The 16,123-nt window shown below is 58.8% G+C and carries 19 protein-coding genes and 1 pseudogene; 7 read left to right on the top strand and 13 right to left on the bottom strand.

Annotated elements, in window-relative coordinates; translation table 11 throughout:
• Positions 1–262 precede the first annotated feature (262 nt).
• Complete coding sequence (gene trxB / locus ACYZTX_RS25845; RefSeq protein ID WP_462036423.1) at positions 263–1,225, top strand: thioredoxin-disulfide reductase; 963 nt, start codon at positions 263–265, stop codon at positions 1,223–1,225.
• Between the two features lie 192 nt (positions 1,226–1,417).
• On the opposite strand, the gene ACYZTX_RS25840 is transcribed toward trxB, so the two are convergent.
• From ACYZTX_RS25840 to ACYZTX_RS25790, 11 genes are all read right to left on the bottom strand, one after another.
• Positions 1,418–2,701, bottom strand: a complete 1,284-nt coding sequence (locus tag ACYZTX_RS25840) for an NAD(P)/FAD-dependent oxidoreductase (protein ID WP_462036422.1) — start codon at positions 2,699–2,701, stop codon at positions 1,418–1,420.
• A gap of 128 nt (positions 2,702–2,829) precedes the next feature.
• Positions 2,830–3,657, bottom strand: a complete 828-nt coding sequence (locus tag ACYZTX_RS25835; RefSeq protein WP_462036421.1) for a transporter substrate-binding domain-containing protein — start codon at positions 3,655–3,657, stop codon at positions 2,830–2,832.
• A gap of 46 nt (positions 3,658–3,703) precedes the next feature.
• Entirely contained in the window at positions 3,704–4,432 is a 729-nt protein-coding gene (locus ACYZTX_RS25830; protein WP_462037109.1) for an amino acid ABC transporter ATP-binding protein, read from the bottom strand.
• Positions 4,433–4,492: 60 nt separating this feature from the next.
• A complete protein-coding gene (locus tag ACYZTX_RS25825) occupies positions 4,493–5,467 on the bottom strand; it encodes an amino acid ABC transporter permease (protein ID WP_149630575.1) in 975 nt (324 codons plus the stop codon).
• Positions 5,468–5,597: 130 nt separating this feature from the next.
• Entirely contained in the window at positions 5,598–6,848 is a 1,251-nt protein-coding gene (locus ACYZTX_RS25820; RefSeq protein ID WP_462036420.1) for a 2-aminoadipate transaminase, read from the bottom strand.
• 132 nt (positions 6,849–6,980) lie between these two features.
• Complete coding sequence (locus ACYZTX_RS25815; protein ID WP_462036419.1) at positions 6,981–7,319, bottom strand: HopJ type III effector protein; 339 nt, start codon at positions 7,317–7,319, stop codon at positions 6,981–6,983.
• Positions 7,312–7,608: a DUF1244 domain-containing protein gene (locus ACYZTX_RS25810; protein WP_462036418.1), complete on the bottom strand. Its 297-nt coding sequence runs from the start codon at positions 7,606–7,608 to the stop codon at positions 7,312–7,314. Before ACYZTX_RS25810 ends, ACYZTX_RS25815 begins: the two co-directional genes overlap by 8 nt.
• A 69-nt stretch (positions 7,609–7,677) precedes the next feature.
• Positions 7,678–8,049, bottom strand: coding sequence for a dihydroneopterin triphosphate 2'-epimerase (gene folX, locus ACYZTX_RS25805; protein ID WP_462036417.1), 372 nt, complete (start codon positions 8,047–8,049; stop codon positions 7,678–7,680).
• A 2-nt stretch (positions 8,050–8,051) separates the two neighbouring features.
• Positions 8,052–8,627, bottom strand: a complete 576-nt coding sequence (folE, locus tag ACYZTX_RS25800) for a GTP cyclohydrolase I FolE (RefSeq protein WP_462036416.1) — start codon at positions 8,625–8,627, stop codon at positions 8,052–8,054.
• A 21-nt stretch (positions 8,628–8,648) separates the two neighbouring features.
• Positions 8,649–9,359, bottom strand: coding sequence for a dihydromonapterin reductase (gene folM / locus ACYZTX_RS25795; protein WP_462036415.1), 711 nt, complete (start codon positions 9,357–9,359; stop codon positions 8,649–8,651).
• Between the two features lie 71 nt (positions 9,360–9,430).
• Positions 9,431–10,000 carry an antibiotic biosynthesis monooxygenase gene (locus ACYZTX_RS25790; RefSeq protein WP_462036414.1) on the bottom strand — a complete coding sequence of 190 codons (570 nt, stop codon included), beginning with the start codon at positions 9,998–10,000 and terminating at the stop codon, positions 9,431–9,433.
• A 211-nt stretch (positions 10,001–10,211) separates the two neighbouring features.
• Between ACYZTX_RS25790 and ACYZTX_RS25785 the strand changes: the two genes are divergently transcribed.
• Positions 10,212–11,171 carry a MerR family transcriptional regulator gene (locus ACYZTX_RS25785; RefSeq protein WP_462036413.1) on the top strand — a complete coding sequence of 320 codons (960 nt, stop codon included), beginning with the start codon at positions 10,212–10,214 and terminating at the stop codon, positions 11,169–11,171.
• Position 11,172: 1 nt separating this feature from the next.
• On the opposite strand, the gene ACYZTX_RS25780 is transcribed toward ACYZTX_RS25785, so the two are convergent.
• Together ACYZTX_RS25780 and ACYZTX_RS25775 are read right to left on the bottom strand one after the other, a co-directional pair.
• Complete coding sequence (locus ACYZTX_RS25780) at positions 11,173–11,778, bottom strand: hypothetical protein (RefSeq protein ID WP_462036411.1); 606 nt, start codon at positions 11,776–11,778, stop codon at positions 11,173–11,175.
• Positions 11,779–11,832: 54 nt separating this feature from the next.
• Positions 11,833–12,309 (bottom strand): PAS domain-containing protein, encoded by a 477-nt coding sequence (locus ACYZTX_RS25775; RefSeq protein ID WP_462036410.1) that lies wholly within the window; start codon positions 12,307–12,309, stop codon positions 11,833–11,835.
• Positions 12,310–12,462: 153 nt separating this feature from the next.
• Here ACYZTX_RS25775 and ACYZTX_RS25770 point away from each other — a divergent pair, with 153 nt between their 5' ends.
• The 5 genes and pseudogenes from ACYZTX_RS25770 to ACYZTX_RS25750 all read left to right on the top strand — a co-directional run bounded on the left by ACYZTX_RS25770 (position 12,463) and on the right by ACYZTX_RS25750 (position 16,101).
• Positions 12,463–12,918, top strand: a complete 456-nt coding sequence (locus ACYZTX_RS25770) for a flavodoxin (RefSeq protein ID WP_462036409.1) — start codon at positions 12,463–12,465, stop codon at positions 12,916–12,918.
• Positions 12,919–13,128: 210 nt separating this feature from the next.
• Positions 13,129–13,245, top strand: a pseudogene (locus ACYZTX_RS25765) (LrgB family protein); the annotation flags it as partial.
• Positions 13,246–13,392: 147 nt separating this feature from the next.
• Positions 13,393–14,175, top strand: coding sequence for a class II aldolase/adducin family protein (locus tag ACYZTX_RS25760; RefSeq protein WP_462036408.1), 783 nt, complete (start codon positions 13,393–13,395; stop codon positions 14,173–14,175).
• Positions 14,175–15,077: an alpha/beta fold hydrolase gene (locus tag ACYZTX_RS25755; protein ID WP_462036407.1), complete on the top strand. Its 903-nt coding sequence runs from the start codon at positions 14,175–14,177 to the stop codon at positions 15,075–15,077. Before ACYZTX_RS25760 ends, ACYZTX_RS25755 begins: the two co-directional genes overlap by 1 nt.
• A 112-nt stretch (positions 15,078–15,189) precedes the next feature.
• Positions 15,190–16,101 (top strand): SDR family oxidoreductase, encoded by a 912-nt coding sequence (locus ACYZTX_RS25750; protein WP_462036406.1) that lies wholly within the window; start codon positions 15,190–15,192, stop codon positions 16,099–16,101.
• The last annotated feature ends 22 nt before the right edge of the window (positions 16,102–16,123 follow it).

Below are 16,123 nucleotides of genomic sequence, written 5' to 3'. Positions count from 1 at the left end.
GGCGAAAGCGCGGTAGCAGCATCGACATTAACTGTAACAAAGGCGCCTATCTCTCCCTCGTGATGGGATAGAGACCGCCTATGAGCTGGATTGTTAAACCGTATTTCCTTAATCTTCGCCCCCTCGATACGCTGCACCCAATCTTTTTACAGGACTGTCGAACTCAAGCCTTCCCCAAGTGCTTTCAACGGTCCTTTTTTATTCCCGCCGGCAACCCGGCGTTCCGCGCCAGAAGTTTCGGGCCGGTCAACAGGAGCAGGTCATGTCTGAAGTCCGTCATTCGCGAGTGATTATTCTCGGTTCCGGCCCTGCCGGTTACAGCGCCGCGGTCTACGCCGCCCGTGCCAACCTCAAGCCACTGCTGATCACCGGCATGCAAGCCGGCGGTCAACTGACCACCACCACCGAAGTCGACAACTGGCCGGGCGACGTCCACGGCCTGACCGGCCCGGCATTGATGGAACGCATGAAAGAGCACGCCGAGCGCTTTGAAACCGAGATCGTCTTCGATCACATCAATGCCGTCGACTTCGCTGCCAAGCCTTACACCCTGACCGGCGACAGCGCGACTTACACCTGCGACGCACTGATCATCGCCACCGGCGCCAGCGCTCGTTACCTGGGCCTGCCGTCGGAAGAAGCGTTCATGGGCAAAGGCGTTTCGGCCTGCGCAACCTGCGACGGCTTCTTCTACCGCAACAAGCCAGTGGCTGTGGTCGGTGGCGGTAACACCGCTGTTGAAGAAGCGCTGTACCTGGCCAACATCGCCAGCACCGTGACCCTGATCCACCGTCGCGAAACTTTCCGCGCCGAGAAGATCCTGATCGACAAGCTCAATGCCCGGGTTGCCGAAGGCAAGATCGTCTTGAAGCTGAACTCGACCCTGGACGAAGTGTTGGGCGACAAGATGGGCGTGACCGGTGCCCGCCTGAAGAACAACGACGGCAGCTTCGACGAGCTGACAGTCGACGGCGTGTTCATCGCCATCGGCCACACCCCGAACACCTCGTTGTTCGAAGGTCAGCTGACGTTGAAAGACGGCTACCTGGTGGTGCAGGGCGGCCGTGACGGCAACGCCACTGCCACCAGCCTCGAAGGCATCTTCGCCGCCGGTGACGTGGCTGACCACGTTTACCGTCAGGCCATCACCTCGGCCGGCGCTGGCTGCATGGCGGCATTGGACGCCGAGCGTTACCTCGACGACCTGCAGAACGCTTCGTTCTGATTGCATGGCAATGAAAAAACCGGCCTCGGCCGGTTTTTTTGTACTCACGATTTGGTGGTCGATCAAAAAACCTGTGGGAGCGAGCTTGCTCGCGATAGCCATTTATCATTCAACATTGATGTCGACTGATACACCGCTATCGCGAGCAAGCTCGCTCCCACAGGTTTTTGCATTGGCCGAAGTCGATTGCGATCAGCCGCGAATCCGTTCCTGGACAAAATCCATGAGCTTCAGCGATTGATAGATCGCATTGGCGGCAACGCGTCCGAACGGCCCGCCATTCCAGTCCAGCAGGTACGGTTTGAACAGCTGATACCGCGCACTTTCCCCGCACACCGCTTCAGCGATGACCCTGCCGCCAATCGAGCCGGTATTCAAACCGTGACCACCAAACGAGGTGCAAGCCCAGACGCCCGGTTCCAGCAGTCCAAGGTTGGGCATTTTGTTGGTGGAGTAACCCATCAGGCCGGACCAGGCGAGTTCGATGTTGACCGGGGCCAGTTGCGGATAGACCGAGACCATATCCGCCTTGAGCATCGTCGCCAGGGCTTTCTCGTTCTGTTCGTTGCGAGTGGTGATGCGTCCGCCCCAGAGCAGGCGGTCGCCTTCGACCACGCGGTAATAGTCCGAGGCGCGGCGGTCGTCGGAGAACGCGGCGCCGGAGTCGAGGACGTTTTTGATCGAGTCGCCCAAATGCTCGGTCAACACCACATAGGTGGCGATGGGCAGGTAGGCGCGGCTGAGTTTTTGCAGCTCCGGACCTCCGTAACCGCCGGCGCAGAACACCAGGTCCTTGCAGCACACGGTGCCATTGGCGGTCTGGACAATTTTGTCGGCGCCGTCGCGCCGCCGGGCCAGCATTTTTGATTGTTCGAAAATCCGGCCTCCCGCGGCTTCGATGGCGAGGGCCAGCCCCAGGCAATAATTCAGCGGGTGAAAGTGCAGCGCCTTCGGATCCTCGATGCCCTGGAAATAGCGCAGGGTGTGAGCCCGTTCGCGGACCTGAGGGGTGTCGAGGAAGTTGAGCTCATAGCCGAAGTCGCGGCGCATCGTGTCGATGTGGATTTTCACACCAGCACTGTCGTCGTAACGCTTGACCTGAATCGTACCGGCGGATGGATCGCAGCCAGTCAGTGCCAGTTCGGCGATGTTGCGGCGGACAATTTCCACGCCCTCGACCGACATTTGAAAGAGCGCCCTGGCCTGTTCCAGTCCAAGTTTTTTGCGGATCGCCCCCGACCCTTCAGCCCAGCCCGGCGAGACCACGCCGCCATTGCGACCGGACGCGCCCCAGGCGACGTGCTGGGCTTCGAGGATGATCACGCGTTTGCCGCGCCGGGTCAGTTCCAGCGCGGCGGTAAGACCCGCGATGCCTGCGCCGATGATGCAAACGTCGCAGGTTTCATCGTTGCTCAATTCGGACCTGGCCGCGCGAGGCAGCGAGGTTTGGGAATACCAGGTGGCTGGGTAGGACATACTCGATCCTTGAAGAGTTAGCTTTTGTGGGAGCGAGCCTGCTCGCGAATGCGGAGGATCAGTCGACATCAATATTGACTGGCACACCGCTTTCGCGAGCAGGCTCGCTCCCACAGGGAGGGCAGCGTTTACTTGATGGTCGAGTAGTCGACGCCGTACCACTTGTCCGACAGCTTGGTCAGCGTGCCGTCCTTGTGCATCGCGCCAACGATCTCACTGAGTTTGGCGCTCAGCTCCGGGTCACCCTTGTCGGTGGCAATGGCCAGCGGTTCGTAGAACGCCACGGCATTGTCGACGGCGCGCAGCGGGTAACCTTTCTTGACGGCCGCATCCAGTGTGCTGCGTTGAGTGAGGATTGCGTCGAGCCGTGCGCCGTCGCCCAGACGCAGGTCGTCCAGCGGTCCGACGGAACCGGAGTAGGTCTTCATTTTTTTGGTCTTTACGTCATACACGACGGGTGGCACGTCAGTGGTTTCAATGGCCAGCGCCTGGCTGAAATAGTCCTCGGACGTGGTGCCGCCTTCGACGCCGATGGTCTTGCCATTGAGGGTCTTGTGGTCGGTTACCGTGGATTTGTTGTGAACCGCAAACACGTAGGGCACGTAGTAATAGGTCGCGGGGAAATCGAGGATTCGCGCGCGACTTTTGGTGGCGGTCATCGAGCCCACGGACATGTCCCAGCGCCCGTTCCATTTGCCCGCAGTGATCACGTCCCAATCGGGGGTGATGAATTTGACCTCGACGCCGAGACGCTTGGCGATCTCCTTGGAAACGTCGATATCAAACCCGTCGATTTCATTCTTGTCGTTGATAAAACCCTGGGGTGGCCAGGTCGCCGACGTGGCGACGGTCATTGTTTTGCTGCTCTTGATTTTATCCAGGACGGCACCGGCGTTGGCGGCGCCGACGAACACCAGCGACATTGCGGCTGCGATTACGTGTTTTTTGCTGACCATGTCCATCTCCACTTATCGTTATTGTTATGAAGGGGCAAAGCGGTACTCAGTGACCAATGATCTGTGACAGGAATTTCTGTGCGCGTTCGGTTTGCGGGTTGTTGAAAAACTCGGCAGGGGTGGCTTGTTCGATCACCTGGCCCTGGTCCATGAACAGCACGCGGTCGGCGACCTTGCTGGCAAAACCCATCTCGTGGGTCACGCAAATCATGGTCATGCCGTCGGTGGCCAACTCGCCCATCACGTCCAGTACTTCGTGGACCATTTCCGGATCGAGGGCTGAAGTGGGTTCGTCGAACAGCATTACTTTGGGGTTCATGCACAGCGCCCGGGCAATCGCCACGCGTTGCTGCTGGCCACCGGAGAGTTGCGACGGGTACTTGTGTGCATGCTCGGCAATGCGCACTCGTTCCAGGTAAACCTGAGCGCGTTTTTTCGCCTCGGCGCTCGACACGCCTTGCACCAGTTGCGGCGCCAGGGTCAGGTTGTCCATCACGCTCAAATGCGGGAACAGGTTGAAGCTCTGGAACACCATGCCGATTTCCCGGCGCACGGCGCTGACACTTTCTGCCTCGCTGGTGAGGGTGATGCCGTTGACCTGGATGTGGCCTTTCTGGAAGTTTTCCAGGTGATTGATGCAGCGAATCATCGTCGATTTTCCTGAGCCCGACGGTCCGCACACCACCAGAATTTCGCCCGTGGTAACGTTCAGATCGACATCGCGCAAGGCGTGAAAATCGCCGTACCACTTGTTCAAACCGATGATGGAAATCATCGAGGGGCTGGCCTGCGCAACAGGTGCCAGGTCGATTCGTTCTGCCGTAGTCATCACGCATCAGCCCCTTGCGATGGATCGATTGACCCGTTTTTCGATCCGCGCCTGCACCCGTTCGAGGATGAACGACAGGGCCCAGTAAATCATCGCGGCGGTGATCAGCATTTCCAGGTGGCGGAAGTCCGCACGACCCTGGGTCTTGGCCAGGTACATCAATTCCCAGACGCCGATCACCGACACCAGCGAACTGTCCTTGAGCATGGCGATGAACTGGTTGCCGGTGGGCGGGATGATCACCCGTAAGGCTTGCGGCATGATCACCCGGCTCAGGGTCTTGAACGGGCTGATGCCCAGGGCTCGTGAAGCTTCCCACTGGCCCACCGGAATGCTCTGGATGCCCGCACGGAAAATCTCGGTCATGTAAGCGCCGTAACACAGGGATAACGCGAGGATGCCGGCGGGCACCGCGTCCACCACATAACCCAGTTGCGGCAGCCCGAGGTAAATCAGGTAGATCTGGATCAGCAGCGGAACACCGCGAAAGAACGAGGTGTAGAACGAGGCGATGGCATTGGCCAGGCCGTTGTTCGACAGCTTGGCCACGGCACCGATCAACGCCAGCACGAAGGCAATCACGATCGCCACGGCGGAGATGTACAGCGTGGTCGCGGCGCCCTGGATGATCAGGAAACCGATTTTGTCGAGGATGAAGCTGTAGGAAAGGTCGAAGGTGTCGAAGAACGCCAGGAACAGGATCAGCAGTTCGATCCAGACCACGGTGGTCTGCACCTTGAACTTCAGCCGTCCGAGGACGTGAAAGTTCAGCGTGCCCAGTGCGGCAATCGCCAGGCCGATGGCGATATTGCGAGCGGTCAGGCTGTCTGGGGCGTTGCCCAGCAGCGGATGCAGGAAATGACTGAGGGCGCTGTTACCCAGGTTCATCAGGTAGGAGCCGAGAAACAGCACCACGGCTACGCCAAGCAGGAATTGAGGATCATTGGACTTTTTTTTATAAATTATATTGTCGTGATACATGAATGCCTCAGGCTTGTAGGTAGTTGTGATCTCGCTTGGTAAAGGGGTATTTGGTCAGTATTGCGACGCAAAATCAGGGACTACAAGCGAACATAATTCGCTATGTCAGTCCCTGATCGTAGTTTGCTTTTCAGGAAAGCTTCGCGAGGCATGCTTCAAGAATGTCTAGCCCTTCCTCCAGCACCGCCGCCTCGGTGGTCAACGGCGCCAACAGCCGAATGATGTGGCGCGCTTTGCCGCTGGGCATCAGCAGCAAACCTGCGTCGCGTGCCAACGCCAGAAGCTGCGTCAACTGCGCTGAGGCAGGTGTGCCGTCGGCATTGATCGACTCGATGCCCCGCATTGCGCCCACGCCGGTCAAGCGGCCCAGATAGGGCGACAGCTCACTGGTGCGCCAGGATTCGTAGCGGCTGACAATCGCCTCTTCCTGTTGTGCGCCCCAGGCTTGCAGGTGCGCGTCAGTCATTTCGTCCAGGGTCGCCAACGCTGCGGCGCAGGCGATGGGATTGCCTGAATAGGTGCCGCCCAGCCCGCCCTTTGGCAAGGTGTCGAGCAGCGCCTTACGCCCGACAACCGCACCCAGCGGCACGCCGCCGGCAATGCTTTTGCCCAGCAGGATCAGGTCCGGCTCAATGCCCAGTCGCGAGAACGCAAAGCGCTGGCCGGTGCGGCCGAAGCCGGACTGGATTTCGTCGACGATCAGCACAATGCCCTTCTCATCGCAGAAGCGTCGCAGCGCCTGGGCGAACTCCACGTCCATCGCCAGGAAGCCGGCTTCACCCTGCACCGGTTCGACGATAAAACAGGCGACGTCGTCGACGTCGATCTCGACGCTGAACAGTCGCTCCATGGCGTTCAGGGCCTCGGCGCAGGTCACACCGTTGTCTTTGCTTGGGTACGGCAAATGGAACACTGGCCCCGGCAGCACGCCGACTTTCTGTTTGTAAGGCGCGACTTTGCCGTTTAGGTTGAGCGTGGCGAGCGTGCGGCCGTGGAAGGCCCCGTCGAAGGCGATGACGGCTGTGCGACCGGTCGCGCCACGAACGATCTTCAGGGCATTTTCCGCCGCTTCCGCACCACTGTTGGTGAGCATGCCGCTGACCGGGTAATCCACCGGAATAAACGCCGTCAGGCGATTCATCAGTTCGATGTAGGGCGCATGCGGGGCGGCGTTGAACGCGTAGTGGGTCAGGCGCGTGGCTTGTTCGCGAATGGCCTCGACGATGCGTGGATGGCAATGGCCGAGGTTCAGTACGCCGATGCCACCGACGAAGTCGATGTAGCGTTTGCCATCGGTGTCCCAGACCTCGGCATTTTTGCCGTGGCTAAGCGTGACGGGATGAACGACGTTGATCGACTGGCTGATGTTTTCGCTGCTCATGGATACCTGACTCAGAAGAAGGGATGCTTCTTTTTATCTAAGCCGTGAGCAGCGGTGCCCGGCAAACGAAATAAAGTCGCCGGGTCAATCTTAAAAGTCGGGATGTGCGCTGGAAGATCTTTTGATTTTGAATCAGCGACGAGTCAGCGGCTGTTGAGTGAACTTCACACCGGCCAATCCATGCGCAATCAACGCGCGGATATTGCCGTGATCGCTGCCTTCAGGCGTCGCCACCACCGAACGGTAATGCTCGCCGAACGCCAACAACGCTTCTTCATCGCTCAAGCCTTCCAGCAGCGCCAGACCCAAGGTCTTGCACGAGCCTTCGTTCTGCCCGGCTGCGTTCTCCACACCGCCATTGTTAAAGGCTTGGGGCTGGTAGTCGTAGCCGGCGGCGATGAAGGACAGGGTGTCGGCAAAAACGTGTTCGCCGCTCTTGAGGCGGGTGCGCAGGGTGTTCAAATCAAGCATTGGGTTTTCCTTTGGCGAACGCCGCTTGTTGTTCGGCGCTGGCTTCTTGCTGGTATTGGGCTTTCCACTCGGCGTACGGCATGCCGTAAACCACTTCGCGGGCGTCATCGAGGCTGACCTCGATCTGGCGTTCGTCAGCGGCGGCCTTGTACCACTTGGACAAGCAGTTGCGGCAGAAACCGGAGAGGTTCATCAGGTCGATGTTCTGCACATCCTTGCGGCTGTCCAGGTGGGCGACCAGTCGGCGAAAGGCGGCGGCTTCGAGTTCCAGGCGTTGTTGATCGTTCATGGCGGGGCTCTGTGCAATCAAATCGTGGCGCGAATGATAAAAGCCTGGCGAACAATGCGCCAGACGCGCTTAGCGGCTCGCCGCCAGGGTGATCGACACCGACTCGGCAAATCGCAGGGCGTGTGGTTTGTCGACTTCGACCTCGGCGTACAGCACCGATTCGTTGGCCATGACCAGATCGAGAATTTCCTGGGTCAGGCGCTCAAGCAGGGCGAACCGATTGCCTTCCACGTGGGCGATGATTGCCTTGGTGATGGTGCGGTAATTCAGCGCGTGATCGATATCGTTGTCACGCACCGCTTCTTGAGCGGCATACAGGATGGTCAGGTTGATCAGCACATCCTGCTTGTTGAGGATTTCATCCTCGTTGATGCCGATGAAGGTCCGCAGGCACAGGTCCTTGACCCGGATGCGTGCCGTTCCTGGTTGAAATTGTGGCATTGCTACTTGCTCCGTCCAATCAATTGCAGGAATTCCTGGCGGGTGTTGCTCGACTCGCGGAAGGCGCCGAGCATCACCGAGGTGTTCATGGTTGAATTCTGTTTCTCGACGCCGCGCATCATCATGCACATGTGCTTGGCTTCGATGACCACCGCGACGCCCGCCGCGCCGGTCACGTGCAGCACCGCGTCGGCGATTTGCCGGGTGAGGTTTTCCTGGATTTGCAGGCGACGGGCGAACATGTCCACCAGTCGCGCAATCTTCGACAGGCCCAGCACCTTGCCCGTTGGAATATAAGCCACATGCGCCTTGCCGATGAAGGGCAGCATGTGATGTTCGCAGAGCGAGTACAGCTCGATGTTGTCGACGATGATCATTTCATCGTTGTCAGAAGCGAACAGCGCGCCGTTGACGATCTCTTCGACGCTTTGCTCGTAACCATGGCAGAGGTACTGCATGGCTTTTGCCGCGCGGGCCGGGGTGTCTTGCAGGCCCTCGCGGTCGGGGTTTTCACCGAGGCCGATGAGGATCTCGCGGTAGCTCTGGGTCAGGGAGTTCTGGGGCAGGGATAACGTCATGGAACATCCTCGCGGGGCCGCTTATTTGATGTGCCGTCCGCCATTGACGGTCAGGGTCGTGCCGGTGACATAAGGGTTGTCGAGCAAATAGCGCAAGCTCTGGTAGATCACTTCGCTGCCGGGTTCGATACCCAGCGCGGACTTGGCCAGTGCCTTGGCGCGGTACGCCGCGTCGTCGTCGGGATTGAACATTAGCAGGGCTGGCGCGATCCCGTTGACCTTGATTGTCGGCGCGTATTTCGCGGCGAAGGACAAGGTGAGGCTGTCGAGCCCGGCTTTGCTGGCGCAGTAGCCGATGTGCTTGCTGCTGCCCTTGCGGGTCACGTCGTCGCCGATGTGCACGATGTCGGCGGGGCTTGAGCGTTGCAGCAAGTCGGCACAGTGCAGGTTGATCAGGTAAGGCGCCAGCATGTGTACGTTGAACATGCGGGTGAAGGCGGTGGCGTCGGTGTCCGGGGTTTCGGTCAGCCATTCGGAGGCGTTATGGACAATCGCCCGGAGGCTGTCGGTGTGGTTTTTCAGTTCGCTGATGAACGCGAAGATCCCCGCTTCAGTCGAGAAGTCTGCAAACACCGCGGTCGCCCCCAGGTCGCGCAGGATTTGCACGCCGGGGCGTTCACTGCGGTAGCTGAAGATCACCGGCTGGCCATCCTCGAGCAAACGCTGCGCGCAGTGCAGGCCAACACGTTGGCCGGCACCGGTGATGAGGATTGGGGCTACGGAAGAAGTCATGAACGGCTCGCGTCGCGGTAAGAGCAAAACTATACCAGCGACGGGAGGCGTACACCTATTGTGTGGAAGGCTTAGCGATTCTGCGTTGAAGGCTCGGCGGGCAGCGGCCGTTGCGGCGTGGTGCTCAGCCAGCTGGCCAGCAGGCGGGTCGACAGCGGAATGAAGAAGTAGACCATCAGCGGGGTCAGGCACAACGTGCTGATGAATACACGACTCAGCAGGCTCGTTTCCGCCAGCAACGGCCCCAGGACAAAGTTGAACAGCAGGGAAACCGGAAAGAATGCCAACCAGATTGCCACAGCCTGTTTCCAGCGTGGTGGGCGCTGGCCGGCCGCTCCGAACCAGCCTTCGATGCCGCTGACACGATGTTCCGTTGGATGGGCGAACAAGTCGCTGCCGCGGCCGAGCCAAGCGGTGCGCGACACAGAATGTTCCCAGGCGTGCAGGGTCTGCTCGTCGGCGAAGCGGAAGATAATCTGGAATTCGTCGTCGTCGGGTGGCGGAGCGAGCACGCCAGAGCCGAGATAGCCTTGGAAGTCAGTGGCCAGCTGTTCGCCCTCGCGCAACCAGGCGATCAGGTCTTGATAGCGCCCATCGGCGACGCGGCGCGCAACCATCAGCGTGACGGGTGAGGTAGACATTGTGTATCTCCGTATGACAATCGCGTCGCTCCGGATAGGAGTTTCGCCAGGCGCAGCGCCGGGGTGGTGGGCTGCGTCTCGGGACAAGCAAGGATTATTCCTGATTCTGCCTGATGAGTCAGTGACATTCGTCGCCATTAACGTCTTGAATGATAAGGGGGCAGGAGCGTTAGAATGGGATCCAATTTTATACATGGACATAGAGTTTAAAATGCCTGTCCTGACTGACACCGTCCCTGTATTGCAGTCCAGTCTTCCTCTCAAACAGGAAGAACTGTTTCCGATTCGCGAAGTGGCGCGCCTTACCGGGGTCAACCCGGTCACGCTACGCGCATGGGAACGCCGCTATGGGCTAATACAGCCCGCGCGCACCGAAAGTGGGCACCGCCTGTACTCGATGACCGATATCGATCGGGTCCGCAGCATCCTTGGCTGGATCGAACGCGGCGTTGCTGTCAGTAAAGTCGGCAAGATACTGGCCAGGATTGCTCCGCTTCAAACGCTGTCGCACATCATCCCGAATGAACTCGTGCACGCTGACTACACGCAATGGCAGCAACAAGTTCAGGCGGTGGTCAGTGCCTTTGACGAGGTTCAATTGGAGCAGGTCTATGGACAGATCTTTTCCAGTTACCCTCTGGCTGTCGTGTTTCAGGACATTTTGCTTCCACTCTGGAAGCAATTGCTGCAGCGCCATGAAGCATTCGGCCAGACCAGCGAGTGGCTTTTCCTGGATGGTTTTCTGCGTTCTCGAGTGTTGCAGCGCCTGCTACTGGTGCGTGTCATGCAGCCGCGACGGGTGATTGTCTGCGCCCTGAACGATCAGTGTCGTGAACTCGAACTGCTGGTAACCGCGCTGTTTCTGAGCAGTGTCGATTCGGCCATTCAAGTGCTGGCGATCGGTCAGCCATTCGATGAATTGACCTTGGTCTGCGAGAGAGTCAAACCCCAGGCGTTGGTGCTGTTTTCCAATCAAGTGCCTGCGCTCGAGTTGCCACGGCGTTTGAAGCGCCTGGCCTTGAGCCTGGATTGTCAGTTGATGCTGGCGGGGGATGCGTCCGATCTGGTGCAGGAGCACCTGACTGGATCGTCGATTGGATGTCTGGGTAACGAGGGAGTGGTCATGCGTCAGCGTCTGAAACAGTTCCTGACAGGCAACCTGGATACTTGAATCAGAGATGCATGGCCGGATGCGTCAGCCGATGCTGCTGAAGGATGTATTGGCGCAGACGCTCGGTTTCGTCCTTATCATCCTGACTCAACTGATAGGCATAGAAGCCGTTCTCGGTTTCTTTCTCGAAGGAGCCGCGTAACGCAATTCGCTCATAGCCGGACGGGCTGAACCACAAGGCGAAATGTTTTGGCGGTTTGGTCTTGTTGCGAACTTCCACCAAAACCCCTTTGAACGACACTTCGTGCACCCACATCGTACCGGGTTGGCCACTGGCATTCTCCAGCGCAACCGGTTCTTCGAGTACCAGGCGCCAGGGCCGGACCATCGGTCCGTCTTCATAGATGCTGGGGACGCCGAGGCGTAAATGCATCGCGTGAAACTCGTCTTCCACCAGGTGCAGCGGGAAGGTCATTTGCTGATTTTCGAAGTTGGCCTGGATGGTGACTTGCTCATGAGCGGCAAGGCGCGTGAGCAAATCACGGATTTGTGAACCACCGTTGACGAGCAGGCTCGACGTCGCATCCCGCATATTGAGTTGCGGGTTGTGTTGCATGGTCTGGATAAAATCCAGCTCATCCTGGGTCAGGAGTGTGTCGCGTTGCATGATTTGCTCGACAGAATTAGTTACAAAGTCATCGGTGATTGTAGTTAATGACAATCAATTCGTTGTTTTGTTTTCACCGTTCGTCGCTTTTAGTGCGGAAAGCTCGGCCTGGACCTCAGCCAACTGCGCCTCAAGCTGCGCGACTCGCTGCTGCGCCTTGACCTGAATGGTGACATCTTTCTGCACACCGACAAAATAAGTCTGCCCATCGTTCGGGTTCTTCACCGTCGAAAGGGACAGCTCGTTCCAGAACGGCGTACCGTCCTTACGGTAATTGCGAAGAATTTCCCGGCAGGAACCGCCACTGCTCAACGCCTCGCGAATCAACGGCAGAGCGTCCTGGTCGCGGTCTCCGGACTGAAGAAAACGGCAATCCTGGTAGAGGATTTCTTCGCTGGTATAACCCGTCAGGCGTTCGAATGCCGGGTTGACGTAAATCAGGATGTTGTCCTGCTCGCCTTCCTTTTCGGCGATCACGATGCCGTCGTTGGAAGCGTTGATGACCATTTGCAGCAGTTGGGCGTTAATCATCGGAAAATCCCTTCCAATTTGATTGTGGATGCATTTTAAAAGAACACTGAGCACTGTCTACTGACCATCGGCGTTAATTGAGAGTCAATCGCAGCTTTTTTGCCACGGCTGTTAATATCCCCCGTCTTTTTACTCAGCTTCAGGATCAGATTGATGAAAGTCGCCATCCTTTCCGGCTCGGTGTACGGCACGGCTGAAGAAGTCGCCCGCCACGCTGCTAATATTTTGAAAGCCGCGGGTTTTGAAGCCTGGCACAACCCGCGTGCGAGCCTCGCTGATGTTCAGGCCTTTGGCCCTGAAGCCTTCCTGGCGGTGACCTCGACCACCGGCATGGGCGAGTTGCCGGACAACCTGCAGCCGTTGTATTTCGCAATTCGCGACCAGTTGCCGGCTGCCTGGCGTGGCTTGCCGGGCGCGGTAATCGGCCTCGGCGATGCGAGCTATGGCGACACCTTCTGCGGCGGCGGTGAGCAGATGCGCGAATTGTTCGGCGAACTGGGCCTACGTGAAGTCCTGCCCATGCTGCGCCTGGACGCCAGTGAAAGCGTGACGCCGGAAACCGACGCCGAGCCTTGGCTGGCGGAGCTGGTCAGCGCTCTGCGGGGCTAACCGGCCGCTCGCTCAGCAAAGCGAGCCGGGCTTGCGCGGCGGCCACGAGCGTCGTTCAGGCTACCGCCCTCAAGTAATAAAAAGCTTGGCTCGACTGGCGACTGAATGGGCCGTGCTGCTGGCTATCTATCTGCTCGGCTGCCAGATGTCCGTGTCCGATTCTCGGTGGTGTCATCGGCATGGTGCTGTTGCTGCTGGCGTTCGCTTTGGGGGGTCAGTCGAGCGCATGAAGTGGGCGGTGAGGAGGGCTCGGTGGCGGGGTTAGTCATGGTTCTGACGGGGCTGCTGAACCTGTTCGCCGCACCGTTGTTGGCGGCAGTACTTTGACGTAAATCCAGCTTCGTTGGCGGACTGACTCGCTAGGCCATCAAGCTGGCTGCCAATGCAACTACACGATTCCCGGGGCGTGACTAGACTGCTGTAACGTCGGTAAACAATAGAAACCCCAAGAATAAAAATTAGAGGTTCCTTGCCGTGAACGTAGCGCCCGTCCAATCACCACACAGTGTCAAAGATCAGGTCAGCGCCGCCGAATGGCAGACCCGCGTCGACCTCGCTGCCTGCTATCGTCTGGTCGCCCTGCATGGTTGGGATGATCTGATTTTCACCCACATCTCGGCCAAGGTGCCCAATACCGAAAACTTTCTGATCAATCCGTTCGGGTTGATGTTCCACGAGATCACCGCGTCGAGCCTGGTCAAGGTCGATCAGGCCGGCAACAAGCTGATGGACAGCCCTTACGAGATCAACCCGGCGGGTTACACCATCCACAGCGCGGTGCACGAGGTTCGTCACGATGTTGTCTGCGTGCTGCACACGCATACCGCAGCGGGTGTCGCGGTATCGGCGCAGAAACAAGGCATTTTGCCGATCAGTCAACAGTCGTTGTTTGTCCTGTTCAGCCTGGCTTATCACGCCTACGAAGGTGTTGCGCTAAACCATGAAGAGAAGGCGCGACTGCAAGCCGACCTCGGCGAAAACAATTTCCTGATGCTGCACAACCATGGTCTGTTGACCTGTGGCGCTACCATCGCCGACACGTTCCTGATGATGTTTACCTTCCAGCGTGCCTGCGATATCCAGGTGCTGGCGCAGAACGGTGGCGCCGAACTGATCGCCATCGAACCGCAGATTCTGGCAGGCGCCAAGGCGATGATCGCTGGCGTCACCAAAAGCGCTCAAGGGATGGGCGGCGCACTGGCCTGGCCAGCGCTGCTGCGCAAACTCGATAAACAAGACCCGGGGTATAAACTCTAATGCCTCTCGCCGAGATCCCCCTGTGTGTTTGGCGCAAACGCGGCCAGACGTTCATATTCCGTGGCCAGGCCATCCGTTACTGGACAGCGGGGCAGGGTGAGCCACTGTTGCTCATTCATGGCTTCCCCACCGCCAGTTGGGACTGGCATTTCCTGTGGCAGCCGCTGACTCAGCGTTATCGGGTGATTGCCTGCGACATGCTCGGCTTCGGTGATTCCGCCAAACCGGTGGACCACGAATACCGCCTGCTGGAACAGGCCGATCTGCAGCAGGCCTTGCTGGCACACGTGAACGTCGAGCAGCCGGTGCACCTATTGGCTCACGATTATGGTGATAGCGTGGCCCAGGAACTGTTGGCCCGGCATTACGAAACGCGCATTCATATCGCCAGTTGTGTGTTCCTCAATGGCGGCCTCTTCCCCGAAACCCATCGCCCGATACTGATGCAAAAACTCCTGCTCAGCCCCTTGGGCTGGATGATCGGGCGAGCCTTCTCCCGTGACGGTCTGGTGAAGAGTTTTCGGCAGATCTTCGGTCCGCAGAGCCGTCCGACCGAGAGCGAAATGGATGATTTCTGGAGCCTGATCGAGAGCAATCACGGGCCACGGATCATGCACAAATTGATCGCTTACATCCCTGAGCGGCGTGCCCAGCGCGAGCGTTGGGTCGCCGCCATGCAGCGTGGTGAAGTGCCGTTGCGGGTGATCGATGGTGAAGTCGATCCGATCTCCGGCGCGCACATGGTCAAGCGCTATCGGGAACTGATCCCGAATCCGGACACGGTCTTGTTGCCCGGCATTGGCCACTACCCTCAGACCGAGGCGCCGGGGCAGGTGCTCAAGCACTATCTGGAGTTTCGTGATCAGCTGGTTTTGCCGCCGCGCAAGGTCGCCTGCTCCTGATTATCCCCCTGCCTTATTGCGCACCATTCAGCCTCACCCCAGTTCATTGTGACCCGCATCGCCGTGCCTGACACTCGGACTCATTGTCCCCTGGCCTGCTGGAGTCCCCCCAATGAATGAGTCTGTACGCTTCGAAGATAAAGTGGTGATCATCACGGGGGCAGGCGGCGGCCTGGGCCGGGCGCACGCGCTGCTGTTCGCCAAACAGGGCGCCAAAGTGCTGGTCAACGATCTCGGCGGCTCGGCTCAGGGCGAAGGCGCAAACGCATCCTCGGCAGACCGGGTGGTGGCCGAAATTCGCGAGGCAGGCGGCATCGCCGAGGCCAACCATGACTCCGTCACCGACGGCGACAAAATCGTTCAGAACGCCCTCGACACCTTTGGCCGTGTCGATGTGGTGGTCAACAACGCCGGGATCCTGCGGGACAAAACCTTCCACAAAATGGAAGACGGCGACTGGGACCTGGTTTACCGCGTCCACGTCGAAGGCGCCTACAAAGTCACCCGTGCCGCCTGGCCGCACCTGCGCGAGCAAAACTACGGCCGCATCATCTTCACCGCTTCGACCTCGGGCATTTACGGCAACTTCGGCCAGTCCAACTACGGTATGGCCAAACTCGGCCTCTACGGCCTGACCCGCACACTGGCCATCGAAGGCCGCAAGAACAACATCCTGGTCAACGCCATCGCCCCCACCGGCGGCACCCGTATGACCGAAGGCCTGATCCCGCCGCAGGTCTTTGAACAACTCAAACCGGAACTGGTCAGCCCGCTGGTGGTGTACCTCGCCAGCGAGAACTGCCAGGAAACCTCTGGGCTGTTTGAAGTCGGTGGCGGCTGGATGGGCAAGGTGCGCTGGGAACGAAGCCTGGGTGCCGGGTTCGATCCGCGGGTTGGTTTCTCGCCGGAGGATGTGGCGGCGCATTGGGAGCAGATTTGTGATTTCGAAGGGGCGGCGCATCCGAAGGACAATATTGAAGCGTTGAAGGAAATGATGGCGAATTTGCAGAAGTATTCGCTTTAATGGAAATCAGCAAGGTCACCGT

This window comes from Pseudomonas sp. MDT1-17 (assembly GCF_054898105.1).
The sequence above is the reverse complement of the archived record's forward strand: the minus strand, read 5'-3'. Positions and strand labels throughout refer to the sequence as shown.